The organism is Aureimonas psammosilenae (genome assembly GCF_009176975.1).
Taxonomy (GTDB): Bacteria; Pseudomonadota; Alphaproteobacteria; order Rhizobiales; family Rhizobiaceae; genus Plantimonas; species Plantimonas psammosilenae.
This window is the reverse complement of the sequence record NZ_WEZG01000006.1, coordinates 74,721-101,452: the sequence shown is the minus strand read 5'-3', so window position 1 is coordinate 101,452 and position 26,732 is coordinate 74,721. Positions and strand designations below refer to the sequence as shown.

Annotated in this window: 21 protein-coding genes; 16 read left to right on the top strand and 5 right to left on the bottom strand. The window is 66.0% G+C overall.

Annotated elements, in window-relative coordinates:
* Positions 1–189: 189 nt before the first annotated feature.
* The 3 genes from acnA (at position 190) to F9929_RS12715 (ending at position 4,345) form a co-directional block, all read left to right on the top strand.
* Positions 190–2,895: an aconitate hydratase AcnA gene (gene acnA, locus F9929_RS12725; RefSeq protein ID WP_193227741.1), complete on the top strand. Its 2,706-nt coding sequence runs from the start codon at positions 190–192 to the stop codon at positions 2,893–2,895.
* A 198-nt stretch (positions 2,896–3,093) separates the two neighbouring features.
* Positions 3,094–3,861 (top strand): DUF1223 domain-containing protein, encoded by a 768-nt coding sequence (locus tag F9929_RS12720; protein ID WP_193227740.1) that lies wholly within the window; start codon positions 3,094–3,096, stop codon positions 3,859–3,861.
* Between the two features lie 130 nt (positions 3,862–3,991).
* Positions 3,992–4,345 carry a DUF2794 domain-containing protein gene (locus F9929_RS12715; protein WP_407922234.1) on the top strand — a complete coding sequence of 118 codons (354 nt, stop codon included), beginning with the start codon at positions 3,992–3,994 and terminating at the stop codon, positions 4,343–4,345.
* Between the two features lie 2 nt (positions 4,346–4,347).
* Here F9929_RS12715 and F9929_RS12710 read toward each other — a convergent pair whose 3' ends face one another.
* Positions 4,348–4,797, bottom strand: coding sequence for a DUF2214 family protein (locus F9929_RS12710; RefSeq protein ID WP_152046957.1), 450 nt, complete (start codon positions 4,795–4,797; stop codon positions 4,348–4,350).
* Between the two features lie 346 nt (positions 4,798–5,143).
* Between F9929_RS12710 and leuC the strand changes: the two genes are divergently transcribed.
* Together leuC and F9929_RS12700 are read left to right on the top strand one after the other, a co-directional pair.
* A complete protein-coding gene (gene leuC, locus F9929_RS12705; protein ID WP_152046956.1) occupies positions 5,144–6,559 on the top strand; it encodes a 3-isopropylmalate dehydratase large subunit in 1,416 nt (471 codons plus the stop codon).
* Between the two features lie 246 nt (positions 6,560–6,805).
* Complete coding sequence (locus F9929_RS12700) at positions 6,806–8,725, top strand: methyl-accepting chemotaxis protein (RefSeq protein WP_152046955.1); 1,920 nt, start codon at positions 6,806–6,808, stop codon at positions 8,723–8,725.
* Between the two features lie 3 nt (positions 8,726–8,728).
* On the opposite strand, the gene F9929_RS12695 is transcribed toward F9929_RS12700, so the two are convergent.
* The 4 genes from F9929_RS12695 to F9929_RS24015 all read right to left on the bottom strand — a co-directional run bounded on the left by F9929_RS12695 (position 8,729) and on the right by F9929_RS24015 (position 12,277).
* Positions 8,729–9,661 carry an efflux RND transporter periplasmic adaptor subunit gene (locus tag F9929_RS12695; protein ID WP_152046954.1) on the bottom strand — a complete coding sequence of 311 codons (933 nt, stop codon included), beginning with the start codon at positions 9,659–9,661 and terminating at the stop codon, positions 8,729–8,731.
* 9 nt (positions 9,662–9,670) lie between these two features.
* The gene (locus F9929_RS12690; protein ID WP_152046953.1) at positions 9,671–9,874 is read right to left on the bottom strand and encodes a DUF1656 domain-containing protein; all 204 of its coding nucleotides are present in this window, start codon (positions 9,872–9,874) and stop codon (positions 9,671–9,673) included.
* On the bottom strand, positions 9,871–11,991 hold the full coding sequence (locus tag F9929_RS12685) for an FUSC family protein (RefSeq protein ID WP_152046952.1): 2,121 nt from the start codon (positions 11,989–11,991) through the stop codon (positions 9,871–9,873). The genes F9929_RS12690 and F9929_RS12685 overlap by 4 nt, the downstream gene beginning before the upstream one ends.
* Positions 11,992–12,136: 145 nt before the next feature.
* Complete coding sequence (locus F9929_RS24015) at positions 12,137–12,277, bottom strand: hypothetical protein (protein ID WP_193227739.1); 141 nt, start codon at positions 12,275–12,277, stop codon at positions 12,137–12,139.
* A 256-nt stretch (positions 12,278–12,533) separates the two neighbouring features.
* Here F9929_RS24015 and acuI point away from each other — a divergent pair, with 256 nt between their 5' ends.
* From acuI to F9929_RS12630, 11 genes are all read left to right on the top strand, one after another.
* Positions 12,534–13,517 carry an acrylyl-CoA reductase (NADPH) gene (gene acuI / locus F9929_RS12680; protein ID WP_152046951.1) on the top strand — a complete coding sequence of 328 codons (984 nt, stop codon included), beginning with the start codon at positions 12,534–12,536 and terminating at the stop codon, positions 13,515–13,517.
* Between the two features lie 140 nt (positions 13,518–13,657).
* Positions 13,658–14,857, top strand: a complete 1,200-nt coding sequence (locus F9929_RS12675) for a glycosyltransferase family protein (RefSeq protein WP_152046950.1) — start codon at positions 13,658–13,660, stop codon at positions 14,855–14,857.
* A gap of 10 nt (positions 14,858–14,867) precedes the next feature.
* Positions 14,868–16,121 (top strand): glycosyltransferase family 4 protein, encoded by a 1,254-nt coding sequence (locus tag F9929_RS12670; protein ID WP_152046949.1) that lies wholly within the window; start codon positions 14,868–14,870, stop codon positions 16,119–16,121.
* Positions 16,118–17,278: a glycosyltransferase family 4 protein gene (locus tag F9929_RS12665; RefSeq protein WP_152046948.1), complete on the top strand. Its 1,161-nt coding sequence runs from the start codon at positions 16,118–16,120 to the stop codon at positions 17,276–17,278. Before F9929_RS12670 ends, F9929_RS12665 begins: the two co-directional genes overlap by 4 nt.
* Positions 17,271–17,849, top strand: a complete 579-nt coding sequence (locus F9929_RS12660) for a histidine phosphatase family protein (protein WP_152046947.1) — start codon at positions 17,271–17,273, stop codon at positions 17,847–17,849. The genes F9929_RS12665 and F9929_RS12660 overlap by 8 nt, the downstream gene beginning before the upstream one ends.
* Positions 17,846–19,048 (top strand): glycosyltransferase family protein, encoded by a 1,203-nt coding sequence (locus tag F9929_RS12655; protein WP_152046946.1) that lies wholly within the window; start codon positions 17,846–17,848, stop codon positions 19,046–19,048. The genes F9929_RS12660 and F9929_RS12655 overlap by 4 nt, the downstream gene beginning before the upstream one ends.
* Entirely contained in the window at positions 19,045–19,818 is a 774-nt protein-coding gene (locus F9929_RS12650; protein WP_152046945.1) for a polysaccharide deacetylase family protein, read from the top strand. The genes F9929_RS12655 and F9929_RS12650 overlap by 4 nt, the downstream gene beginning before the upstream one ends.
* Positions 19,819–19,841: 23 nt before the next feature.
* Positions 19,842–22,502 (top strand): dipeptide ABC transporter ATP-binding protein, encoded by a 2,661-nt coding sequence (locus F9929_RS12645; RefSeq protein WP_152046944.1) that lies wholly within the window; start codon positions 19,842–19,844, stop codon positions 22,500–22,502.
* A complete protein-coding gene (locus tag F9929_RS12640; protein ID WP_152046943.1) occupies positions 22,499–23,671 on the top strand; it encodes an FkbM family methyltransferase in 1,173 nt (390 codons plus the stop codon). Before F9929_RS12645 ends, F9929_RS12640 begins: the two co-directional genes overlap by 4 nt.
* Before the next feature lie 27 nt (positions 23,672–23,698).
* Positions 23,699–25,663, top strand: coding sequence for an ABC transporter substrate-binding protein (locus tag F9929_RS12635; protein WP_210251338.1), 1,965 nt, complete (start codon positions 23,699–23,701; stop codon positions 25,661–25,663).
* 25 nt (positions 25,664–25,688) lie between these two features.
* Entirely contained in the window at positions 25,689–26,687 is a 999-nt protein-coding gene (locus F9929_RS12630) for an ABC transporter permease (protein WP_152046942.1), read from the top strand.
* Positions 26,688–26,732 lie beyond the last annotated feature (45 nt).

Here is a 26,732-nt window from a genome sequence, read left to right as displayed (position 1 = left end):
GATCGAAAGCGCCGATGTGACGCCCGGACCGGAATTCTTAAGGGATCAAGCCTTAAGGCAAAGGCCCGGCAGGCGTCGAGGCGGACGACACGCGGAAATGGTCGTACCCGCACTTTCCTCATGCCCCAATGGGCTTTGGATCGGGCGTTCGCCTTCGGACAAAACTGGTTCGAAAGGAACGACTTAGCCGTGTCCCATCCCGATAGCTTCAAAAGCCGCAAGACGCTCACCGTCGACGGCAAGCCCTATGTCTATTTCGACCTGCAAGAGGCCGAAAAGAACGGCCTTTCCGGCGCTTCGCGCCTGCCCTTCTCCATGAAGGTCCTTTTGGAAAACCTCCTTCGCAACGAGGACGACCGCACCGTCAAGGCCGACGACATCCGCGCCGTCGCCCGCTGGCTGGAGGACAAGGGGTCCGCCGGCCACGAGATCGCCTACCGCCCGGCCCGCGTCCTGATGCAGGACTTCACCGGCGTTCCGGCCGTGGTGGATCTCGCCGCCATGCGCGACGCCACCGAAACGCTCGGCGCCGACCCGAAGAAGGTCAACCCGCTGGTGCCCGTCGATCTCGTGATCGACCACTCGGTCATGGTGGACTACTTCGGCCAGCCCGACTCGTTCGAGAAGAACGTCGCCGTGGAATACGATCGCAACGGCGAGCGCTATACGTTCCTGCGCTGGGGCTCCACGGCTTTCCAGAACTTCCGCGTCGTGCCGCCCGGTACCGGCATCTGCCATCAGGTGAACCTCGAATACCTCGCCCAGACCGTCTGGACGAAGGAAGAGGACGGCGAGACGATCGCCTATCCCGACACGCTGGTCGGCACCGATTCGCACACGACCATGGTGAACGGCCTCAGCGTGCTCGGCTGGGGCGTCGGCGGCATCGAGGCGGAAGCCGCGATGCTCGGCCAGCCCGTGTCGATGCTCCTGCCGGAAGTCATCGGCTTCCGCCTCACCGGAAAGCTGCCGGACGGCACCACGGCGACCGACCTTGTGCTCACCGTCACGCAGATGCTGCGCAAGAAGGGCGTCGTCGGCAAGTTCGTCGAGTTCTTCGGCCCCGGCCTGTCGAACCTGACCCTCGAGGACCAGGCGACCATCGCCAACATGGCTCCCGAATATGGCGCGACCTGCGGCTTCTTCCCGATCGACAAGGACACGATCGACTATCTGAACGCCACGGGCCGCGAAAAGCACCGCATCGCGCTGGTGGAAGCCTATGCCAAGGCGCAGGGCATGTTCCGCGAGGAAGGCGCCGAGGACCCGGTCTTCACCGACACGCTGGAACTCGACCTCGCCAGCGTCGTCCCCTCGCTCGCCGGCCCCAAGCGCCCGCAGGACCGCGTGGCGCTGACGGATGTCGCGCCTGAGTTCCGCAAGGCCCTGCCGGAGATCAAGGCGGGCTCCAAGAAGGCGACGGGCTCGGCTCCGGTGGCGGAAGGAACGCGCTTCCCGGTCGAGGGCGCGGAGCACGGCATCGCGGAAGGCGACGTCGTGATCGCGGCGATCACCTCCTGCACCAACACGTCGAACCCGAACGTCCTCGTGGCGGCCGGTCTCGTCGCCCGGAAAGCCGCTGCGCTCGGCCTGAAGCCGAAACCCTGGGTGAAGACCTCGCTCGCGCCCGGCTCCCAGGTCGTGACCGAGTATCTCGAAAAGGCGGGGCTCCAGAAGGACCTCGACGCGATGGGCTTCAACCTCGTCGGCTACGGCTGCACGACCTGCATCGGCAATTCCGGCCCCTTGGCCGAGCCGATCTCGGAGGCGATCACGCAGAACGACCTCGTCGCCTGCTCGGTCCTGTCGGGCAACCGCAACTTCGAGGGCCGCGTGAACCCGGACGTGCGGGCGAACTACCTCGCTTCGCCGCCGCTCGTCGTCGCCTACGCCATCGCCGGCTCGCTTTTCGTGGACATCACGAAGGAGTCGCTTGGGCTGGGGAAGGACGGGCAGGACGTCTATCTCAAGGACATCTGGCCGACCTCGCAGGAGGTGTCCGACATCGTCCGCCAGACGGTGACGCGCGATCTCTTCGAGAGCCGCTATTCCGACGTCTTCAAGGGCGACGTGAACTGGCAGGGCATCCAGGTGTCCGGCGGTCTCACCTACGATTGGGACGACCGTTCGACCTACGTGCAGAACCCGCCCTATTTCGAGGGCATGTCGATGGAGCCCAAGCCCGTGGAAGAGATCCGGGGCGCGCGCGTCCTCGGCCTGTTCCTGGATTCCATCACCACCGACCACATCTCGCCGGCCGGCTCCATCAAGGCCAACGGCCCGGCGGGCAGCTACCTCGTCGAGCATCAGGTGCGCCCGGTGGACTTCAACTCCTACGGCGCGCGGCGCGGCAACCACGAAGTCATGATGCGGGGCACCTTCGCCAACATCCGCATCAAGAACCAGATGGTGCCGGGCATCGAGGGCGGCATCACCAAGCACTTCCCGTCCGCCGAGCAGATGCCGATCTACGACGCGGCGATGAAGTACAAGGACGAGGGCGTGCCGCTCGTGATCTTCGCGGGCAAAGAATACGGCACCGGCTCGTCCCGTGACTGGGCGGCCAAGGGCACCGTGCTTCTCGGCGTCCGCGCCGTGATCGCGCAGTCCTTCGAGCGCATCCACCGTTCCAACCTCGTCGGCATGGGCGTCGTGCCCTTCGTCTTCGAGGAAGGCACGTCCTGGCAGACGCTCGGCCTCAAGGGCGACGAGAAGGTCACCATCGAGGGCCTGACCGACGTTCGCCCACGCCAGAAGATGGAAGCGGTGATCGAGCGGGCAGACGGTTCGGTGGAAAAGGTGCCGCTTCTGTGCCGCATCGATACGCTGGACGAGCTGGAATATTTCAAGGCCGGCGGCATCCTGCACTACGTGCTGCGCCGCCTCGCCGCCTGAAGACGGCCAAGCTCCAAACCATCGAAGGGCGCCGGGAAATCGGCGCCCTTCTTTTTTCGGCACATCCCGGTCCCGCCAATTCTCACCCGCAATTGAGTGGTCGATGAGCGACCCCGCCGCTAGCTTCCCTTGCCATGGGGCCCCGAGCGCCGCAGAGAAACGAGGACGACGCGGAATGACGAGCGAGAAGCGATGGCGATGATGCGCGCGACCCTTCTCGCCGGCTTGTCCGCCTTCGCTCTCGCTTGTCCTGCGCTTGCCGGCGACCGCGAGGTGTCGAGCCGCGACGTTTCGGGCGTCGTCGAACTCTTCACCAGCCAGGGCTGCGATTCCTGCCCGCCGGCGGACGGGGTTCTGGCGGCCTTGTCCTCCGACCCGAAGCTCGTCGCGCTCGCCTACCATGTCGATTACTGGGACTATATCGGCTGGCAGGACACCCACGGCTCGCGCGAGAACACCGAGCGCCAGCAGGCCTATGCCGAAACGCTGCGCTCCGGCACCGTCTACACCCCACAGGCCGTCATCAACGGGCGCCGCGACGTGCCGGGCGCCGAGGAACAGGCAATCCGCAGCGCCGTCACGGAGACGGCGCTGAACAAGGGCGGCGGAAACGGGGAACCCCTGGTGAAACTCGCCCTGAAAGGCGACCGCCTGCATATCTCCGCCGATGGCGGCGCGACGCCCGCCGGCGCCAAGCCCCCCGTTCTGATGCTGGTGGTCTTCGATCGCTGGAGCGAAACGCAGGTCGACCGGGGCGAGAACGAAGGCAAGACGCTCGTATCCACCAATGCCGTGCGGTCCTGGCGCATTCTCGGCATGTGGGAAGGCAAGCCGATGGGGGTCGATATTCCCTTGTCGGTGCTGGGCAAAAGCGGCAAGTCCTTCGGCTGCGCGGCGATCCTGCAGGAGGTGACGGCCGATGGCGGACCGGGTGCGATCCTTGCCGCCGCCAGGATCATGCCCTGAGGCAAGCCGGCCTGAAGGCTTGAAATCCTTTTGCCGCGCTTCCAGTTTCATGTCACCATGATGACGCCCCGGCACGGCTCCATCCGTTTCGTGCCGGTGATAGAAAAGGGGCGGTGACTTGGCCGAATCCATCTCGGGCGAAGGGCAAACGGCGCAGCTTCTCGACTTCTCCGCCGCGCTGCCTCGCCAAAGCGTCGTGTCCTTCGACCGACGCGAACTTTCCGAAATCCTCAACATCTACGGGCGGATGGTGGCGGCCGGTGAATGGCGCGACTATGCCATCGACATGCTGAAGGACCGCGCGGTGTTTTCCGTGTTCCGCCGCACCAGCGAAATGCCGCTCTTCCGGATCGAGAAGAATCCGAAGCTCGCGCGCAAGCAGGGTGCCTTCGCGGTGGTCGCCGCCGGCGGCCTCGTGATGAAGCGTGGCCATGAGTTGCCCCAGGTGCTGCGCGTCTTCGACCGGCAGTTGAAGCTCGTCTGACCTCAGCCGAGCCCGCGGGCCATGGCGGCGGCGAAAATGGGGATCAGAACGAAGAACGCGGCTTCCGCATGGAGAAAGCGGCGCGCGACCCGGATCTCGGCATCCGGCGGCGTGAAGCCCGGATCGGCCTGGAAGGCTTTGCGCCAGCGCGCGAAGCGTATCGATGGCGCGATCGACAGGATGCCGACAAGGGCGAAGGCCGTCATCTTGCCCCAGAAGGCGTGGTTGCCGGTGTAATAGTCCCAGCCTTTCAGTCCGTAGATGAGGCGCAGGATGCCGGCCACGATGACGCCCAGCGAAAGGGCGCCGTAGACGGCGTCGATGCGCGCGACCCTGACGAGCGCCTTGGCGTCCATACCGGGCCGGACCGCCGTCATCTCCACCAGGAAAACGCCGAACAGCGCGAAGACCAGAAGGTGGTGAATGGCGGCCAGCGCGAAGTCGAGAGCCATGCCGTTGCGTTCCGCATCGTGCCGGGTGGCGGCCTTTTGCAAAGCCGTTGCAGGACAACACGCAGACCGCTATTTTAGAACCATGTCAACGCGCTCCGGCCCCCACGCGCATCTGCCGTCCACCCTCGGCTTTTCGCCGGTGGACGATCGCACGCGTTTGCCCGGCCGCTTCTTCTACCGGCTGATCGCGAGCCGAGGCCTTAGCTGCTGACGAGGGGCGAAGCCGCGCGATTTTGCGCGGACGGCTTTCCCGCCTTCCATCCGCGTCGAACCTATCATCGGGCCGCAAGACAGGCTGCTTCTCGTGAAGCGCCGTCCGGCCGAGCCATCTTCGAGGACCACCGTCATGAGCGAGACCAAGCCCCGCACCCTCTACGACAAGATCTGGGACGATCACCTGATCGAAACGGGCGAGGGAGGCGACAGCCTCATCTATATCGACCGCCATCTCGTCCACGAGGTGACGAGCCCGCAGGCCTTCGAGGGCTTGCGCGCGGCCGGGCGGCGGGTGCGCCATCCGGAGCGGACGCTGGCCGTGGTGGATCACAACGTGCCGACCTCGCCCGACCGGATCTTAGGCATCCGCAACGAGGAAAGCCGCATCCAGGTCGAGGCGCTGGAAGCCAATGTCGCCGAGTTCGGCCTCGAATATTATTCGGCGGCCGACCGGCGCCAGGGCATCGTCCACATCATCGGGCCGGAACAGGGCTTCACCTTGCCCGGCACCACCATCGTCTGCGGCGACAGCCACACCTCCACCCATGGCGCCTTCGGGGCGCTGGCCAACGGCATCGGCACGTCCGAGGTCGAGCACGTTCTGGCGACGCAGACGCTGATCCAGAAGAAGGCCAGGAACATGCTGGTGGAGGTTTCCGGAACTCCGCCGGAGGGTGTCGGCGCGAAGGACATCATCCTCGCCATCATCGGCGAGATCGGCACGGCGGGCGGCACCGGCCACGTGATCGAGTTCGCCGGCGAGGCGATTCGCGGCCTCAGCATGGAAGGCCGCATGACCGTCTGCAACATGACGATCGAAGGCGGCGCGCGCGCCGGCATGGTGGCGCCCGACGAGAAGACCTTCGCCTATCTGAAGGACAAGCCCCGCGCGCCGCAGGGTGAGAACTGGGACAAGGCGGTCGCGTGGTGGAAGACCCTCCACACGGACGAGGGCGCCCATTTCGACAGGATCGTGCATCTCGACGCCGCCAACCTGCCGCCGATCGTGTCCTGGGGTTCTTCGCCGGAGGATGTCGTGTCGGTGGAAGGCGTCGTGCCGGACCCGGACACCATCACCGACGAAGTGAAGCGCGCGTCCAAGAAGCGGGCGCTGGAATATATGGGGCTCCAGCCCGGCACGAAGATGACCGACATCAAGCTCGACCGCATCTTCATTGGCTCCTGCACCAACGGGCGCATCGAGGATTTGCGCGTCGTCGCCAAGATCGTGGAAGGCCGCAAGATCGCGGAAGGGGTGTCCGGCATGATCGTCCCCGGCTCCGGCCTCGTGAAGGCGCAGGCCGAGGCCGAGGGGCTGGACCGCATCCTGAAGGAAGCCGGCTTCGACTGGCGCGAGCCGGGCTGCTCCATGTGCCTCGGCATGAACGAGGACCGCCTCAGCCCTTATGAGCGCTGCGCCTCGACCTCGAATCGCAATTTCGAGGGACGCCAGGGCTTCAAAAGCCGCACCCACCTCGTGTCGCCCGCCATGGCGGCGGCGGCGGCGATCGCCGGTCGTTTCGTCGACATCCGGTCCTGGCGGTAAAAGAAACGCTCCAAAGTCCGTTGTAGTCACGGCTACAGGACTGATTGTTAGAAGTTTTTCTCCAGTGTGTCTTCGGATGGACTGGAGTTCTGCAATGCGTGGTAGTGTTCGGCGACTAAGCTTCTTTGAGTTGTGTCGCTTGACCTTTGGTGACGTCCAAGCGTCGGCATCTTTTGCCTGCGCCGAAGTTGCCGGACATTCCCACGGATTTCCGCTCCGGCTTCCCGCGGAGAAGGAGGAAATCCGATGCGCATGACCATCTCGCGCAAGCTGACCGGCTTGATCGCCCTTGCGGCCGTGTGCATCGTGGCGATCACGGCGGTTCAACTCGTTTCGCTTCGCCAGACCATCTGGAGCGATCGGGAAGCCCTTCTGCAGGCGCAAGTACAGTCCGCTCTGTCCGTGTTGAAGTTCTACGCCGATAAGCAGGCCGCCGGGGAACTGGATGAGGCGGCAGCCAAGAGCGCCGCCCACGATGCCGTGCGCAACCTGCGCTACGGCAAGAACGAATATATCTTCGCTTATCTTCCCGACGGAACGCGCGTCATCCATGCCGATGCCAAGCTCGAAGGCAAAAGCGGCTGGGACGAGAAGGACGCCAACGGCAAGTTCCACATCCGCGCGTTGATCGAGACCGCCGGAAATGGAGGCGGGTTCGTTGATTATTACCGCGCCCGCGCCGGCCAGACCGAGGCGTTGCCCAAGCTTTCCTATATCGAGAAGTTCCAGCCCTGGAACTGGTCCGTCGGCACCGGCGTCTATGTGGACGATCTCGACGAAATCTTCCGAGACAACGTCCTTCGCATGGCCGGCTGGCTCGGCGCGATCACTCTGGGCCTCTTCACGGTCGCCTATCTGATCCGTCGCAGCATCGCCAATCCGATCGTCAAGCTGACCGACGCAATGCGGCATCTGGCCGACGGCGACCACGCCGTCACCGTGCCGGCGGTGGATCGCCGCGACGAGATCGGGTCGATGGCCCGTGCGGTACAGGTGTTCAAGGAAGCGGGCCTGGAGCGGGTTCGCCTGGAAGAGGAAGCGCGTGTTTCCCGCGAAGCGCAGGCCTCGAGCGCGGAGCGTCAGGCGGCAATCGACAATGCCAAGGCAGAAGACCTGCGCGCCTTCGTGCATGTCGTGGAAGCGGGCTTCGAGCGGCTGGCGGCGGGCGACCTCACGGTACGGATGACGCAAAGCGTGGCGCCCGAGTTCGAGACGATCCGCGAACAGTTCAATACCTCCGTGGCGCAACTGGAAGGGGCCATCGGTTCGGTGGTGGGTTCGGTGTCCTCCATCCGCGGGGGCTTGAGCGAGATCACGGTGGCGGCGGGCGACCTGTCGCAGCGCACCGAGCAGCAGGCGGCCAGCCTCGAGGAAACCGTCGCGGCTTTGTCTGAGGTGATGCACAGCGTCAACCGTACCGCGCAAGGCGCCGACGACGCCAAGGCGGCCACCGCCGTCGCGCAGAAGGACGCCGAAAAGGGCGGCACCGTCGTCGGACAGGCCGTGTCGGCGATGGCGGAGATCGAGCATTCCTCCGCCGAGATCGGCAAGATCATCGGGGTGATCGACGAGATCGCCTTCCAGACCAATCTTCTCGCGTTGAATGCCGGCGTCGAGGCGGCACGTGCCGGGGAAGCCGGCCGAGGCTTCGCGGTGGTGGCGCAGGAAGTGCGGGGCTTGGCCCAGCGTTCGGCGGAAGCGGCGAAGGAGATCAAGCAGCTCATCTCCACCTCCACCGCCCAGGTCGAACGCGGCGTGGATCTCGTTTCCGCTTCCGGCCGTGCGCTGACGGGCATCATGGAACAGGTCGGCGGCATCGCGACCTCGATCACTGAAATCGCCCGCTCGGCGCGCGAACAAGCGACGAGCCTTCGCGAGGTGTCGACGGCGGCCGATCAGATGGACAAGGTCACGCAACAGAACGCGGCGATGGTCGAGGAAACAACGGCGGCTGCGCAGAGCCTGGCGGGCGAAACGGAATCGCTGGCGCAGTTGGCGCAGACTTTCCGCGTCGGCGCGGCTGCGACGGTTGCCGGCCAAGCCCCGGCGCCGGTGCGAACCGCGCTGCCGCAGCGCTCCGCTTCCCGCGCGCCTGCCGCCCCCATGCGGCAGATGCGCCAGACGGCACAGGCCAAGCCGCAAGGGGACGATTGGGAAGAGTTCTGACGATCAGCGAAAGGCGAGCCAGTCGCCGACAGGCTTCCAGGCTCGCCGATACCAAGGCATGTCCCGCTCGGCCGCCGGCGGCTCGATGATCACCGTTGCGGTCGCGCCGGACACCAGGGGCACGTCGGGCGGCAGGCTTTCGAAGCCGATGTCGACTGGAATGCGCTGGGCGAGGCGCACCCATTCGAAGGACGGCTCGGGCGCCAGCAGAAGATCGGAGGATGTGGCGTTCTGCGGGTCGGCGATAGCCCGCGCGACGGAGCGCACGCGGCCCTGCAACACCGTGTTGCTGGCCATCAGGCGAATGCGCGCTTCTGCTCCCACTGTTATGCGGGGCAGCTTGGTTTCCATGAAATAAGCGTCGATGCGGTAGGAATTGGAATCCACCACCGCCATCACCGGGCTGCCCGGCTGCGCATAGTCGCCGACATCGACGCGCAGGTTCGTCACGAACCCATCGACGGTGGAGCGGATCTCGGTTCGCGCCAGATTGATTTCGGCGTCTTCGAGGCTCGCCTGCGAGGCTTCCACGGAGGCGTTGGATGAGGCGAGCTGCAACTGCGCCTGCACCACCGCCGCCTGCGAAACCGTCGCGCCGTCGCGGCGGGCGAGTTCCAGGGTGCGGTTGGTGTTGTCGGCCTGGACGTTGCGGTCGGCGATCGACACGTCGAGCTGCGCCTGCGCCTGACGCGCGGCCGACTCGTAAGTGGCCGGATCGATCCGCATCAGGAGATCGCCCTTCTTCACGGGCGCGTTGTTGTGGACGGGCAGCTCGATCACGTTGCCCGCGACATAGCTCGCGACTTGGATGGAGCGGGCGAAGACGCGCGCGTCGCGCGTCCATGGATTCTCGAAATAGGTCGTCCAGATGAAGGTCGCGCCGAAAACGGCGCCGACGACGAGAAGGGCGGTGAGGGCGAGGCGAAGAACGATCATCGGGGATCTTCAAAAGTCCGGGTAGACGGCGGAAACCACGCCGAAGACCACGAAGAAAAGGGCGAGGCGCGCGAGCGGCGGGTGCCAGAAGAAGCGCCAAAGCGACAAGCGCAGCATCAGCCAGTCGAAGGCGAACCAGAGGACGGCGGCGATGACGCCGCAGAGGAGGAGCGAAGGGAACAGGAGGCCAAGGGCGGAAATCTCGTGTCTCATGCTAGAGGCTTGCCCTTAGGCTGCGCCCCGAGCCGCGTTCGCGCCACGTCATGAAGGAAGCGTGCGCCGAGAAGAAAGCGCAGCACCGCGCTGCGGGACGGGCCGCTCGCTTGCGCCTTGCCGAGAAGCGCGCCGGCTCGGTTCTCGGCCTCAGCGAAGATCGCGAGATCCGGCGGGGTTGGTTTCTCGGAGAACGCTGCGCCCGCAAGGCTTGTGCCCATTTCCGGCACGAGGTCCGACAGGTCCCGCGGCAGATGGCCGAGGCGGCGCAGGCGATGCAACTGGTGAAGCTCCATCCCCAACACCACCGAAAGACGCGCACGGCGCAGGAGCGCGCGGTTGTCGTCCTGCCCGAGATCGAGGTCGCCGCCGTAATCGCCGATCACATCGAGGGACTGGGCCAGGAACTCGTCCGGGTCCTCGTCGCGCCCGGATGCGGCACGGCCGAGAAGGTGCCGCATTCCCCGCCGCAGATGGCTTCGCAGCCAGTTCTGGTTTTCCGGCACGATCACCGTGAAGGCGACCGCGATGGCGGCCGGCAGGAGCGCCAGCGCCGCGCCCGTGTTGAAAAGGCCGAGCGGGTTGTAGCTCTGCGTATTGGCGGGCTGGAGCGTGATGGCGAGCATGATCGTGCCGCCGAAGGCGTAGATCAGCCGCCCCGGCGCGCTGCAGATATAGAAGAACACGAACATCACCGAAGCGAGGATCAGGGCGAAGACCGGAAAGCTTTCCACGTAAGGCAGCGCGATCTGGAGGAAGACGGCGACGGGCAGCATGGCGAGAAGCCCGAGGCCGAGCGCGATCCCCGCGCCCCCGAGGCTCGGGCGCGGCGCGATGGTGGGCAGAACGAGGCTGAGCGAGCCGACCAGCATGGCCAGCGGCTCGATCGAGGAACTGGCCGTCGCGATCCAGAGCGTCGACATGGCGACAAGAAGAAGGGCGGGGCGAAGGCCGCGCTGCACCGCCGCCAGATGGTCCGGATAACGCGCCGCCACGGGATGCCGGCGGGGCGCGGGCTTTCGGGGATCGAACACGGCGGCTTCCGCTTCCAGAAAGCTCGCCATGCACTGGGCGAGGTTGCGGACCGCGTGAAGCGCAGTCATGTCCCGCGAATGCTCGACGCCCGTTTTCTGCGCGGAAACCCTGGTTTCGATGTTGCCGTCGAGTTCGGCCAGAAAATCGCGAAAGCCCGCTGCGGCGGAACCTGCGCCCTCTGCGCCGCCGAAGCGGACGGGAATGGCCTCCATACGCCGCGAAAACCCTTCCACCGCCCACGCGATCGGACCATCGGCATTCCGCTCCGGACCTTCGGCGACGAGCGACAGGGTTTCGGCGGCGACGAGGAGGTGGTTCAACCGGTTCGTCGCGCCGCCGACCTTGTCCACGTCGAGGCCGCGATGCGAGCGCTCGAAGGAAAAAGCCCTGAGATTGGAATAAGCGGCCGAAAGCGCCTTTGTCGCCGCCTGCCGGTCGGCGGGGTCCGGCTCGGTGTCGAAATCCACCGCTTGTCGCACGATGGCGAGCACGCGGTCTCGCGCGTCGAGAATGCCTTTCTGGAGCGTGTTCTCGACGGAGCGCGGAAAGACGGTCAGGAGGATCGCGAAGGCCGCGAAAACCGGAATCAGCGTTTCGGTGAGGCGGGCGAGAGCGAGGCCATAGGCGAGGTCGGCGTTCGGGCCGGTCCCGAAGACGATCACGATGGCCGTCAGCCCCGCCGTGCCATAGGCATAGGCGTCGAAGCCGATCTCGAACCGGGCGAGATAGCCGACCCCGAAGGCCCAGAGCGCCACCGCCGCGATGCTGGCCACCGGGCTCTGCGCGAAGAGCGCGATTATCGCGAGGCCGACGAGAGCGCCCGCCACCGTGCCGACCATGCGCGAGACACTGCGCCAAACGGTGATGCCGGAGCCGATCTGCGCCACGAAGGGAATGCTGATCAGCCCCCAATAGGTGTTCTGGAGGTTCAGAAGAAAGGCGAGGAACAGGACCGTGACGGTGATGAGGGCGATGTTCGTCGCGTAGACGAGGCGCTGCGGATCGGGGCGCAGGCGTTTCGTCAGCCATGCGCCGGGATGAGACATTCGCGCTTGGCTGCCCGCCGCTTCGCCTGCCGTCATGTTCTCGTGCGCCCCTCGAACAGCCAGCTTCCCCTTCGGCCGTGTGCGGCCGACGGAACAAGGTTAGAGTTCGGTGAGCGCAAGTCGAGCGGAAGGGACCCCGGACCGGTGGCGGCCCGGAGCCCGAAGAATGGGGCGGGACGCTCTACTGCTCCGCGTAGACGTAGAAACCGGTACGCTGGATCACGGCTTTCGCCGCGGCATGGTCGAATTCGGACAGGACGCCCTTCACCCGGTCAGTGCGGCCGCCATAGCGCCAGCCTTCCTCGCGAAGAAAGGTGGGCATGATGCCGACATCCGGGATAACGCATACGATCGAAGGGTCTTTCCGCTGATGAAACACGTTGAACACGAGCAACCTCCCTTCTTTGCGTTGTCCGACTCGAGCGTCATGCCCTTTAATTCGGTCGGGACGATGACACGCTCCAGAATCATTCCAGGAAACGGGGAAGATTCTTCGGCGCGCGAACCCGGCGAGCGGGGCATGCTTGGCGGAATGCGCCGGCGCGACATCTGCTCCCTCGATCAACGGAGAATTTACCATGTTTCGCGCCCTCCTCGTCACCCGAACGCCTGAAGGGACGCAGACCGCGCTGACGGAACTCGACACCGCGCATCTGCCGGAAGGCGATGTCGAGGTGGACGTTCAATATTCGACGCTGAACTACAAGGATGCACTCGCCATCACCGGGCGGGGGCCGGTGGTGCGAAGCTTTCCGATGGTGCCGGGCGTCGATCTGGCGGGCGTCGTCACCGCCAGCCGGCATCCCGATTGGCGCGAAGGCGACGAAGTCCTCCTCAACGGCTGGGGCGTCGGCGAGGCCCATTGGGGAGGGCTCGCCGAAAAGGCGAAGGTGAAGGGCGAGTGGCTGATCCGCCGTCCCGCCGCCTTCGACGCGCGCCAGGCCATGGGCCTCGGCACGGCGGGCTATACGGCGATGCTCGCCGTTCTCGCGCTGGAGCGCCATGGATTGGGCCCAAGCGATGGCGAGGTGCTCGTCACCGGGGCCACGGGCGGCGTCGGCTCGGTGGCCGTGACCGTGCTGTCGCGGCTCGGTTACGAGGTCGCTGCGGTGACGGGTCGCCCGGAGCACGGTGATTACTTGAAGCGTCTCGGCGCGGCCACGATCCTCGACCGGGCGGAGTTCGCGGCACCGGGCAAGCCGCTCGCCAAGGAGCGTTGGGCGGGGGCCATCGACAATATCGGCTTCACGACGCTCGCCAATGTTTGCGCGGGCGCGCGGCGCGGCGCGGCGGTCGCGGCCTGCGGCCTTGCCGGCGGCATGGACTTTCCCGCCACCGTCGCGCCCTTCATCCTGCGCGGCGTGTCGCTTCTCGGGATCGACAGCGTGTATCGGCCAAGAGGCGACCGCGAGGAAGCCTGGGCGCGTCTCACGGATATCGTGGACCCCGGCCTCCTGGAAGAAACGGTCCGCGAGATCGGCCTGGGCGAGGCGATCGGGGCGGCGGGCGAGTTGATGGACAACCGTTCGCGCGGGCGGATCGTCGTGGATGTCCGGCGCTGACATCGGCCTCTCGCCAAAATGTTCGGCGCGCGAAACCCCGCCCGGTTGGCTTTGGACGCGAATGGACTTAAGTCCTTAAGAGACGGAGCGAGTCTTGGCGCCGTCGAGGGACTGAAGGTGCGGTTCACGAAAAGCGGACGATGAACGGCAAGCGGCTCCTTATCTACAGCCACGATTCCTACGGGCTCGGCCATCTGCGCCGGTGCCAGACGATCGCCAACCATCTGACGGCGGTCCACGAGGATCTGGCGGTTCTCATTGTCACCGGCTCGCCGGTGGTCGGCTCGTTCGATCTCCATCCTCGCGTCGACTTCATCCGCGTGCCGGGCATCGTGAAGCTCGACAACAGCACCTATGCGTCCAGCGTCGACGGCATCGCCGCCGAGGACATGATGGAGATCCGCTCCGTCATCATCCTGGAAACGGCGCGCCGCTTCCGGCCGGACGTGTTTCTGGTCGACAAGGAGCCGCTCGGCCTGAAGGGCGAAGTGAGCGAAGCCCTGGCCTTTCTGCGCCGCGAAGGAACGCGCAACGTCCTCGGCATCCGCGAGATTCTGGACGACACCGCGCGGCTGAAGGACGAGTGGGAGCGCAAGGGCGCCATCGAGGCGGTGGAAACGCTCTACGACGATATCTGGGTCTTCGGCCCGGAAGAGGTTTATCGCCCGCTGGACGGGCTCGGCCTGTCGGAGCGCGTGATGAGCCGCGTCGGCTATACAGGCTATCTGCGCCGCACCATCGGCAGCGACGAGGACGAGGCGCCGGAAGGGCCGGTAGAGCCTTATCTTCTCGTCCATGCCGGCGGCGGGGGCGACGGGGCGGTGGTGATGGACTGGGTGATCTCGGCCTACGAGCACGACCCGGCGCTGCCTTGCCGCGCCCGGATCGTCTTCGGCCCGTTTCTTTCGGTCGAGGAGAAGACGAGCTTTCGCGACCGCATCGCGGCCGTCCCGAAGCTCAGCGCCGAAACCTTCGTCACCAACATGGAGGCGATGGTGAAGGGCGCGTCCGGCCTCGTCACCATGGGCGGCTACAACACCTTCTGCGAGATGCTGAGCTTCGACAAGCCGACCTTGATGGTGCCGCGCACCAAGCCGCGTCTCGAACAATATATCCGCGCGACGCGGGCCGAGGAACTCGGTCTCCTGCGCGTCATGCTGCCGGAAGGCGAGCGCGACCCGGCGCGCATGGCGGCCGCCCTGCGCGAGTTGCCGAACCAGCCGCCGCCCTCCGCCGCGCATCTGCCGGGCCTCCTGTCGGGCCTCGAAGAGATCGACCGGCGCTTTGCGGCCGCCGTTCGCGAGCGCCGCGAAGCGCCCGCGCTTCTCGACATCGCTTGAAAGGCCTTCCATGAATGTCTCGACGGCGCGTGCGCGCGTCGCCATCGTGCTGAAGGGCTATCCGCGCTTGTCGGAAACCTTCATCGCGCAGGAAATCCTCGAACTGAAGAAACTCGGGCTGCCGATCGAACTCGTGTCGCTGCGCCTGCCGACCGACGAGCGCGAGCATCCGGTGCATCGCGAGATCGCTGAGGTGCCGAACTACCTGCCGGAATATCTCTACACCGATATTCCGCGCGTTCTGCGCTCATGGTGGAAGGCGCGCAAGCTGCCGGGCTATGCCCAAGCGCGGCGCATGTTTCTCGCCGACTGGAAGCGCGACCGCACCCCCAATCGCGGCCGGCGCTGGGGGCAGGCGCTGGTTCTGGCGGCCGAGATGCCGGCCGATATCGGCCTCGTCTTCGTCCACTTCCTCCATACGCCGGGCTCGGTCGCCCGCTACGCGACGCGGATGCTGGGCCTGCCCTTCGCCGTGTCCGCCCATGCCAAGGACATCTGGACCATTCCCGATTGGGAAAAGCGCGAGAAGCTCGCCGATTGCGCCTTTCTGGTCACCTGCACGGCGGCCAATGCCGAGCATTTGAAGGGTCTCGCGCCCGAGCCCGAAAAGGTCTCGCTTGTGTATCACGGGCTCGATTTCTCGCGCTTTCCGCCGCCGCCGGAGGGAAGGAGCGAGCCCCCCCGCGACGGCTCCGATCCGGCCTGGCCAGTGCGGCTCCTTTGCGTCGGCCGCCTCGTCGACAAGAAGGGCTATGCCGGTCTTCTCGACGCGCTGGGTGAGTTGAAGCACCTGTCCTGGACGCTGGAGATCGCGGGCGGAGGGCCGTTGAAGGGGGAGATGAAGGCGCGGGCGGAGCGTTTGGGCGTGGCGGAACGGGTGTCCTTTCTCGGCTCCATGACGCAGGCCGAATTGTTGGAGCGATACCGCGCGAGCGATCTCTTCGTTCTCAACTGCCGCGTTTCCGACGACGGCGACCGAGACGGGTTGCCGAACGTCCTGATGGAAGCCCAGAGCCAGCGTCTCGCCTGCATTTCCACGCGGGTTTCGGCCGTGCCGGAAATCATCCGCGACGGCGAAACCGGCCTTCTGGCGCCGCCCGACGACGCACTGGCGCTTTCCGAGGTGCTTGCCCGCGCGATCCGCGATCCCGCTTTGCGCGACCGGCTCGGGCGGGCAGGCGAGAGCCACGTCCACGCCCATTTCGGCCATGCGAGCGGCGTTCGCGCCGTGTTCGGGCGCATCGGCAAGGTGCTCGAGGGGTGAGGGTCGCCTTCTACGCCCCGATGAAGGCGCCGGACGATCCGGTGCCGTCCGGCGAAGGGCGGATGGCGCGGCTGTTCCTGGCAGCGTTGGAGCGGGCCGGGTTCGAGCCGGACGTCGCCTCGCGCCTTCGCGCCTATGAGGGTGGAGGCGACGAGGCGCGGCAGAGGAAACTGGAAGGGGAGGGCAGGGCGGAAGCCGAACGGCTCGTCGCCCATTACCGCGCGCTTGGGCTACCGGAGCGTCCGGCGCTCTGGTTCACCTACCACCTTTACCACAAGGCCCCCGATCATCTCGGCCCCGCCGTCTCGGGGGCGCTCGGCATCCCTTATGTCCTCGCCGAGGCCTCCCATTCACCGAAGCGAAGGGACGGGCATTGGGCGCGGGGCTATGCGGTGGCGCAGGATGCGATTTCGCGAGCCGATCGCGTCTATGTCCTCAACTCGAACGACCGGGCCTGCCTGGAGCCGATCGCAAAGGCGGGCGCGCTTCTCGATCTGCCGCCCTTCATCGACACGACCCCTTTCCGCGTCGATGAGGCGGAACGCCGCCGAGCGCGCCAAGCGCTCGCCGTCCGTTACGGCTTCGAGGAGGCGACGCCGCTCGTTCTTACCGTCGCGATGATGCGGCGCGACCAGAAGCTTAGATCCTACCGGGTGCTGGCCGACAGCTTCGCGCGGCTCGGGAATTGCCGGTGGAACGCGCTTCTCGTCGGCGATGGGCCGGCGGAAGACGAGGTTCGCGCCCTGATGGAGCCCTTCGGTTCGCGCGTCGCCTTTGCCGGCCGCTTGGAAGGCGACGAACTGCGGGAGGCCTATGCCGGGGCGGATATCTACGCTTGGCCTTCGGTGAAGGAAGCTTTCGGTTTGGCCTTCATCGAAGCGGCCGCCAGCGGTCTCGCCGTCATGGCGGGGCGGTCGGGCGGTATCCATGCGATAGTGGACCATGGCCGCACCGGGCTTGTCGTGCCAGCGGGTGATTCTCATACTCTAGCGGAAGGATTGGAGAAGCTTCTCCTCGATCCGGCTCTGGTTTCCTCTATGGGACGGGCGGGAGCGGAACGGGCGGAGGCGGTGAACGGCCTCGATGCTGCCGCGACCCTGCTGCGCGCGGATCTTCTTTCTCTGGTAAGCCGGCAAAGCGGGATGCGCGATGCCTGATTTCCTGATCCTTCGCCACGCGCCGACAGAATGGAACCGCCTCGGCAGAATGCAGGGGCGTGCCGATCCGGACCTTTCAAGCCAAGGTCTCAGCGAGGCCCGCTCTTGGACGTTGCCCTCCTTCAGTCGTTCCTGGCCCTGCCTGTCGAGCCCGCTCGCTCGCGCCCGCCAAACGGCTGAAGCCCTGGGTCTGACGCCCATTGTGAATCCAAGCTTCATCGAGATGGATTGGGGCGCTTTCGAAGGGCGAACGCTGGAAGAGCTTCGCGCCGACGAGGCCTTTGCCGCCAACGAGGCGCGGGGCCTCGACTTTCGGGGTGAGGGCGGCGAATCTCCGCGCGAAGTCGGCGCGCGCGCATTGGCGGGTCTTGCAACGCTGGAGGAGGATTCGATCGTCGTCACTCACAAGGGCGTCATCCGGGCGCTCCTGGCCGTGGCTTGGCCGTGGAACATGACCGGCAAGGCGCCGGTGAAGCTGCGTCCCGCCAGCGCCCATCTCTTCAGGCTGGAGGCCGGCGGCGCGCTGGCTTTGGCCCAAGCGAACATTCCCTTGGAGGCCAAGGCGTCATGAGCGATCGCGTCCTTTTCTATGTCCAGCATCTTCTGGGCGTCGGCCATCTGAAGCGCGCCGGGGCCATCGCGGCGGCGATGGCGCATGACGGGCTGGACGTCACCGTGGTTCACGGTGGCACGCGCGAGGAAGGCATCGGCTATCCGGGAGCGAGCGTCCGCTATCTTCCATCCGCCACCATCCGGGGCGGCGATTTCTCGACCCTCATCACCGCGTCGGGCGAGCCCGCCGACGAGGCTTGGCGGGAGAATCGGAAGAACGAGCTTCTCGCCATTGTGGAGGAGGTGCGGCCGCAAGCCGTGCTTCTCGAACTCTTCCCCTTCGGCCGCCGGCAGTTCCGGTTCGAGCTTCTGCCATTGATCGAGCGCCTGCGCGGGTGGTCGCCGGCTCCGGCCATCCTGTCTTCCGTGCGCGATATTCTGGTGAAGCCCGCCAAGGCCTCGCGCGAAACGGAAGCCGCCGACCTCATCCTGTCCTCCTTCGACGAGGTGCTGGTGCATGGCGATCCCGGCTTCGTGCCCTTCGGGTCGAGCTTCGGCGAGGCGGAGCGGATCGCGGAGAAGCTGCGCTATACCGGCTATGTGTCCTCCGACATTTCGAGCCTCGGCGGCGTGGCGGAAATCGACCCGGCGGGGCCGGGCTTGGATGAGGTCGTGGTTTCGGCCGGGGGCGGGGCGGTCGGCGCGACCTTGATGCGCGCGGCTCTCGACGCCCGAAGCCGCTCGGGCGCACGCGACCTCGACTGGCGTCTCATCACCGGCCCACGCTTGGCCCAAGACGAGTTCGACGCGATCGCGGGAACTGCCGCGATGGCGCAAGAAGCGGGCGGCGGGCGCATTCATGTCGAGCGCTTCCGATCCGACTTCCCCGCCGTTCTGAGGCGCGCTGCTCTGTCGATCAGCCAGGGCGGCTACAACACCACGATCGATCTTCTGCGCGCCGGCGTTCCCGCCATCGTCGTGCCGATCGGCGCGGAAGAAGAAACCGAACAGGCCGAGCGGGCCGGGCGGCTCGCCGAGCGGGGCTTTCTTCACATCCTGCCGGAAGCCGAACTGGAAGCGAGGCTTGCGAGCACGATCGACGCCGCGCTCGCCGATGCGCCGCGCCGGCGCGCCATGCCCGCGGTGGATTTCGCGCTGGACGGCGCGGTGAACACGGCACGCATCGTCGCCAAACACGCTGCGCGCGCCCGGCGATGAGGGATGAGGTCGCGCTCTGGTCCAGTCTCGGCGACCGGCTCGACCGCTTGTCCGATCAAACCGGCGCGCCGGCCCGCTTCTGGCTTCGCGACGACGACGCGGTGCGGCCGACCCCCGCCCTCGACCGTCTCTTGCGGATCGCGGAGGACCACGCGATGCCGGTGGCGCTCGCCGTCATTCCCGCCTTTGCCAAAAACGCGCTGGCCGACCGGCTTACCCCCATGACGGGCGTCCACGTCCTCCCCCACGGTTGGGCGCATCGAAACCACGCGCCGCCGGATGAAAAGAAGACCGAACTCGGCGATCATCGGCCGGCCGAGATCGTTCTGGCGGAAATCGCGGAAGGATGGTGCCGCCTCGAGGGCTTCCCCCGGCGTCTCCCCGTTCTGGTCCCTCCCTGGAACCGCATCGGCGAAGATGTCGCGGGCGGTCTGAATGCCCTCGGCTTCGAGGCTCTGTCGCTCTTCGCCGACAAGCCGCTTTGCGGGAGGGGGGCGGAACTCTCTCGTTTCGACACCCATCTCGATCCGATCGCTTGGGGCGCGGGCGGCGGATTCGTAGGCACGCCCGCTGTCCTCGGCGCGCTTCTTGCCCGTCTCGACGCGATGGGGGAGGGCCGGATCGATCCGCGCGCGCCCACCGGCATCCTCACCCATCATCTCGTGCAGGACGAGGCGACTTTCACATTCCTGAACAATCTTCTCTGTTATCTCGCGCGGAGAAATGATTGCCGGTTTATTTCCGTCGAGAATCTTCTAGCTAATGGATGAGGCCGCATAGCGAAGATGGGCGAATGAGCGACCTCCTGCGCGTCGAAGACCTGACGGTCGAGTTCAAGGTGATGGCGGGCACCACCCGCGCCGTCAGCAACCTGTCGTTTCGCGTGGAGCCTGGAAAGACGGTCGCCATCGTCGGCGAATCGGGTTCCGGCAAATCGGTGACGGCGCAGGCGATCCTCGGCATCCTGCCTCAGATCGCGCGCCGGCGTTCCGGCCACATCTTCTTTCGCGATGGCGACAAGCCGGAAGTGGACCTGACCCAGCTTTCTCCGCGCTCGCACGAATATGCGCGCATCCGGGGCGGTCGCATTTCCATGATCTTCCAGGAGCCGACGACCTCCTTCTCGGCCCTTCACACGATCGGCGACCAGATCGGCGAGGTCCTGCGCCTCCATGAGGGCGTCGACGCGAAAGCCGCGCGCGAGGCGGTGATCCAGTCGCTTGCCGATGTCGGCTTCAAGAATCCCGAGCGCGCCGTGGACTCCTACCCGTTCGAGCTGTCGGGCGGTCTTTGCCAGCGCGCCATGATCGCCATGGCGACCATCTGCCGGCCGGCGCTCCTCATCGCCGACGAGCCGACCACCGCGCTCGACGTCACCGTTCAGGCCGAGATCCTGAAGCTGATGCGCAAGCTTCAGGACCAGACCGGCACGGCGATTCTGCTGATCGCCCACGATCTCGGCGTCGTCGCCAACATGGCCGACGAGATGGTGGTGGTTTATCACGGTCAGGTCATGGAAAGCGGGCCGGCCCCAGCGCTCTTCGGCGGTCCGCGCCATCCTTACCTGAAGGCGCTTCTCAACGCGGTGCCGCGCATCGGCATGGAGCCGGGCGAGCGGCTGACCCCGGTGCGCGAGATTCCCGTCGATATCAATGCCACCGCCAGCCGGAAGACGCCCTTGACGCCCGGCTGCGCGCCGGGCGAGCCCTTGGTGAAGATCCGCGGCCTCGCCAAGGGCTTTTCCAACCGCAGCGAGATGCGCTGGCTGAAGCGCAAAACCGGCCCGCTGGCCATGGCGGTGAACGGCGTCGATCTCGATATCCGCCGCGGCGAATGCCTCGGCCTCGTCGGCGAATCGGGCTGCGGCAAGACCACGCTGTCCAAGATGATCGTTCGCACCGTCCAGACCGACGAAGGCAGCGTCGAGATGGCGGGGGTGGACGGCCCGGTGGATGTTCTGGCGCTGGAAGGCGAGGCGCTGCGCCAATGGCGCACCCGTGTTCAATACGTGTTCCAGAACCCGTTCTCGGCGCTCAATCCCCGGCTCACCGTCGGCCAGATCATCGCCGAGCCGCTGCAGATTCACGGGCGGGGCAACCAGGCGCAGCGCAAGAAGCGCGTCGCCGAGCTTTTGAACCTCGTCGGTCTCGATTCGACGCACATGAACCGCTACCCGCATTCATTCTCGGGCGGGCAGCGCCAGCGCATCGGCATCGCGCGCGCTTTGGCGCTCGACCCTGAACTCATCATCTTCGACGAGCCGGTATCCGCGCTCGACGTGTCGATCCAGGCGCAGATCCTCAACCTCCTGCGCGACCTGAAATCCGCGCTCGGCCTTACCTACCTTTTCATCTCCCACAACCTCGCCGTGGTGGATTATCTCGCCGACCGCATCGCGGTGATGGCGTCGGGTCGGCTCGTGGAACTCTCGCCGCGCGAGGAACTCTTCCGCGCCCCGCGCCATCCCTATACCAAGGCGCTGATCGCGGCCGTGCCGCAGCCCGATCCGAACCAGCGCCTCGATTTTTCCAAGATCAGCCTGTCCCGCCAATCCTCGCCGACGAGCTGGGGCGCGCCTTTCGCGCCGAACGAGAACGGCGAGCCGCACTGGATCGCCATCGGGCCGGACCATTTCGTGCGCGCCCACGAGGTGCCGAGCGTCGCCGATCTCGGCGGCCGCACGCCCGAAGAGCATCGCGAGATCGCCCTGTCGCTGGCCACCGATCCGGCCGGCGATCCGGTCGCCCATCTGGATTTCGAAACAGGCACATTCGCGGGCTGGTCGACCCGCCGCCTTGCCGGCGCCCATTCGGCCGCCATCCAGGGCGAGATCGTGCGGGTCGGCACCAAGGCCTGCCGCTTCGAGCTGCGGCCCGGCGAGCATGTCAGCCAGGGCCACCGCGCGGAACTGCGCGACTGGTACAACGCGCCGCTGGAGGCGGAAACCTGGTACGGTTTCTCGACCTTCCTGCCGGAGGGCTTCGAGCCCCCGCTCGGCACCGGCGTGGTTCTGGCGCAATGGCACGATCAGGCCAAGCTCGGCGAGCCTTCGGGCAAGCCGCCGCTCGCCTTGCGCTTTCGCGACGGGCGTTTGCGCTTCACCGGCGCGTTCGACGAGGTGGCCTCCGCCAATCCGGCGCACCCTTACGTCTTCTATGAGACGGCGGCTCACATCGGGCGCTGGATGGATTTCGTGTTTCGCATCCGCTGGTCGCGCTACGACGAATCCACCATCGAAGCCTTCATGGACGGCAAGCCGCTCTTCGATTTCCACGGGCCTCTCGGCTACCGCAACGAGGAAAAGGCGCCTTATTTCAAGCTCGGCCTTTATGCCAGCGGGCCGATCGACGAGCGGCTGGTCGCCTATCACGACAATTACAGCCGCGGGCATTCCTTCGCCGAGGTCGATCCCGCCAAGCTCCACGGCGCCCATGCCGCGATGGAGCCGGCGTGAGCTTCGCCTTGCCCCCGATCCTGATGGCCGAGGCGAGCCTTGCCGACCTCGCCTCGCTCGGCCGGTCGCTGGACGATGCGAAGGCGAAAGGCGCTGAATGGGTGGCCTTTCATGCGCCGGGCGAGCGGTTGGCTGACGACGCCGCGCTTCTCGCCGCGCCGGCTTTCGACATGTTCGACGTGGTGTTCGGCGCGGTGGCGGTTGGTTCTCCTCCGGCGCTGTGGCGACCCTCGCGTCTTGCCTTCGACGAGCCCGCGCGTCTGGCTCACGCCCTTCTCCACTGGTTCGTCGGCGAACCGCGCTTCTGGCGGGTGGAAGCGCTCGACCACTTTCTCCAAGGCGCGAACGAAGGGGAAGGGCGCATCGAGCGCTTGTTCCGCCTTTGGAACGAAGCGCGCTGCATCAAGCTCGCCGCGCCGCTGGCTGTTCTCGACGCCGAGCCCCTGCCGCTGACGGCGGACGAACGGCACGAGATCATCGCCAGACTGGAAGAGCGCCCGGTCTTTCTGGATGTGCGCCACGAAGGCGTTGCCTATCGCCTGCCCTATACGGGCCGGAATGCCGGCATCGAGCGCGATCAAACGCGCGGGAGTTTCTTCGAGGCGGGCGAGTTGGAGGTTCTGCGCGCACGGCTCGGGAGCGGCCGGCGGGTGGTGGATGTCGGGGCCAATACCGGCAACCACACGGTTTTCTTCGCCGGGCCGATGGCCGCGTCCCATGTACTACCCTTCGAGCCCTCGCCGGAAGCCGCAAAGGCTCTGGCCCAAGCTGTGGAGGCCAACGGCCTGTCCAATGTCGATCTTTCCATGATGGGAACGGGCGTCGGCGCGCGGGAAGAGCGGATGCGGATCGTGTCTTCCGAGCGCGGCGGCCTCGGCGCCGGCCATCTGGCTGAAGGCGCGGGCGAGGGCAGTATTCCCGTCGTGCGGCTGGACGACGTCTTGACGCAAGCGCCCGACCTCCTGAAAATCGATGTGGAAGGCATGGAGCTCGATGTTCTGGAGGGAGCAAAGGCAACGATCGCCTCTGCCAGACCATTGATCTTCATCGAAATCGCAAATGCCAATACCGCGCAGTTCATGCGCTGGCTGGACCTTGCCGGATACCGGATCGAACGGATCTTCTCCGACAAGGGTCACGCCAACTATCTGATCGCACCGCGCGGGTAAGGCAAAGGCCAAGGGAAGGGCGAGACCATGCAGCCGAAGTTCCCGAGTTTCACCCTGTCGCGCCGCGCCGCGCTTCTGGCCGGCGCAGGTCTGACGCTGGCTTTGGCTCTTCGCGAGCCGGCAACGGCCCGCGCCGCCGAGATGACCGAATCGCCGGCGCTCGAAAAGGATGTGGCGGACGGCAAGCTGCCGCCGGTGGGGACACGCATTCCGGCCGAGCCCCTGGTGATGGATCTTCCCGCCGAGGGCCGGCGCGTCGGCCAATATGGCGGCAGCCTGCGCATCATCGAGGGGCAGGCCAAGGACACGCGCCGCATGGTGGTCTACGGCTATGCCCGCCTCGTCGGCTACACGCCTGACCAGAAGCTCGTGCCGGACCTCGCCAAAGCCGTCGATGTCGAGGACGACCGCATCTTCACCTTCCATCTCCGGCGCGGCCACAAGTGGTCGGATGGCGAGCCTTTCACGGCGGAGGACTTCCGCTACTGGTGGGAGGATGTCGTCAACAACGAGGAACTCAACAAGTTCGGGCCTCCGCGCGAGGTGCTGGTGGACGGCGAGGTCCCGAAGGTGACCTTCGTCGACGACGTGACGGTGCGCTACGAATGGTCGAAGCCGAACCCGTTCTTTCTGCCGGCCATCGCCGCGCCCCAGCCGCTCTACATCTACCGGCCGGCCCATTACCTCAAGAAATTCCACGCCAAGTATGCCGATGCGGCCAAGCTCGCCGAGAAGGTCAAGGATTCCGGCCAGCGCAACTGGGTGGCGCTTCACTTCAAATACGACCAGCAATACAAGAATTCGGACCCGAAGCTCCCCTCGCTGGAGCCCTTCGTGCTTCGCACCAAGCCTCCGGCCGATCGCTTCATCTTCGCGCGCAACCCCTTCTTCCACCGGATCGACAAAGCCGGACACCAGCTCCCCTATATCGACGAGGTGGCGATGGGGATCGCGAGTTCCAAGCTGATCCCGGCGCAGGCCGGGGCGGGCGCCGCCGATCTCCAGGCGAGCTATCTCGTCTTCAACAACTATGCCTTCCTGAAGCAGGCGGCCGCCCGAGAAGGCTATCAGGTCCGGCGCTGGAAGGGCGGCAAGGGCTCCAAGATCACGCTCTACCCGAACCTTAACGTGCGCGACGAGGTGTGGCGCAAGCTCTTCCAGAACGCCGATTTCCGCCGGGCCCTGTCGCTCGGCATGAACCGCGAGGACATCAACCAGGCGATCTATTACGGTCTCGGGCTCCCGGTGGTGGACACGGCGATGGAAGGCTCGCCCTTCTATGACGAGGCGCGCGCGAAGCGTTACGCCAATTACGATCCGGCCGAGGCCGAGCGGCTTCTCGATTCCCTCGGCCTCACCGAGCGCTCGGGCGGCATCCGCCTTTTGCCGGACGGGCGGCAGATGATCATCATCGTGGAAACGGCGGGCGAGGACAGCGAGCAGGTCGACGTTCTCGGGCTTGTGGCCGAGGACTACCGTAAGATCGGCATCAAGCTTCTCATCAAGCCTTCCGAGCGCGAAACCCTGTCGAGCCGCCTGGCGGCCGGCTCCACCATGATGTCCGTTTCGACGGGGCTCGAGAACGGCTTGCCGACCGTCGACTGGAGCCCGGCGCAACTCGCGCCGACCGATGGCGAACAGCCCGAATGGCCGGCCTGGGGCAGCCATTTCGAGACCAAGGGCAATATGGGCGCGGCGCCCGACCTGCCGGTCGCCCGGAAGCTTCTGGACCTCCACCGGCAATGGACCGTTTCCCTCGACGAAGCCGAGCGCGCGCGCATCTGGACGGAAATGCTCGACATCAACGCGGACGAGGCGCTGCGTATCGGCATCGTGTCGGGCATCGACAATCTCGTGCTCGTGTCCGACCGCTTGCAGAACGTGCCCGAGCGCGCCGTCTACAACTGGAATCCAGGCGCCTTCTTCGGCGTTTATCGCATGGAAACCTTCTTCTTCGGCGAGCCCGACGAAAAGCAGGCTTCGATCCCGTGACGGCTTCTTCAAGGACCTGATCCCGATGCTCGGCTTTCTCCTGCGCCGCGTCGCGACCATGATCGGCACGCTGGCCGTCATCAGCGTTCTGGTCTTCGTCGTGATCCAGCTTCCGCCCGGCGACTACCTGACGACCTATATCGCCGATCTCCAGGCGCAGGGCGAGGATGTCAGCTCCGACAAGGTGGACTTCCTGCGCGAGCAATACGGCCTCGATCAGCCGATGCCGGTGCAGTATCTCGAATGGGTCACTGGGCTTCTGCACGGCAATCTCGGCTATTCCTTCGAATATCAGATGCCGGTGGCGGACGTGGTGGGCGACCGCTTGTTCCTGACCTTGCTTCTGAACTTCCTCACCGTTCTCTTCATCTACGGCGTGTCCTTCCCGATCGGCGTTTATATCGCGACGCATCAATACAGCTTCGCCGACCATTCCCTGTCCTTTCTCGGCTATATCGGGCTGGCGACGCCGAACTTCCTTTTGGCGCTGATCCTTCTTTATCTGTCGAACGTCTGGTTCGGCATCTCCATCGGCGGGTTGATGGACCCCGCCTATATCGGCGAGGGCTGGTCGATCGGCAAAGCCGGCTCGCTCTTCGCCCATCTCGTGGTGCCGGTGATCGTGATCGGCACGGCGGGAACGGCCGGCATGATCCGCCGCCTTCGCGCCAATCTCCTGGACGAGTTGCAGAAGCCCTATGTCGTCACCGCCAGGGCCAAGGGCCTGCCAGAGGGTAGGATCCTGCGCAAATATCCGCTGCGTGCCGTTCTCAATCCCTTCGTGTCCGATATCGGCACGCTTCTGCCGCAGATTGTGTCGGGTTCGGTGATCGTGTCGGCGGTGATGAGCCTGCCGACCACCGGGCCGATGCTCCTGTCCTCGCTGCGCAGCCAGGACATGTATCTGGCCGGGTCCTTCCTGATGTTCCTCGCGGTTCTCACCGTCGTCGGCATGCTCGTGTCCGACCTTCTTCTGGCTGCCATCGACCCGCGCGTGCGGTTGGAGCGGGGGCGCAAATCGTGAGCACGCTGCCCCACTACGTCAACGAAGCGCCCTTCGACCCGAAAA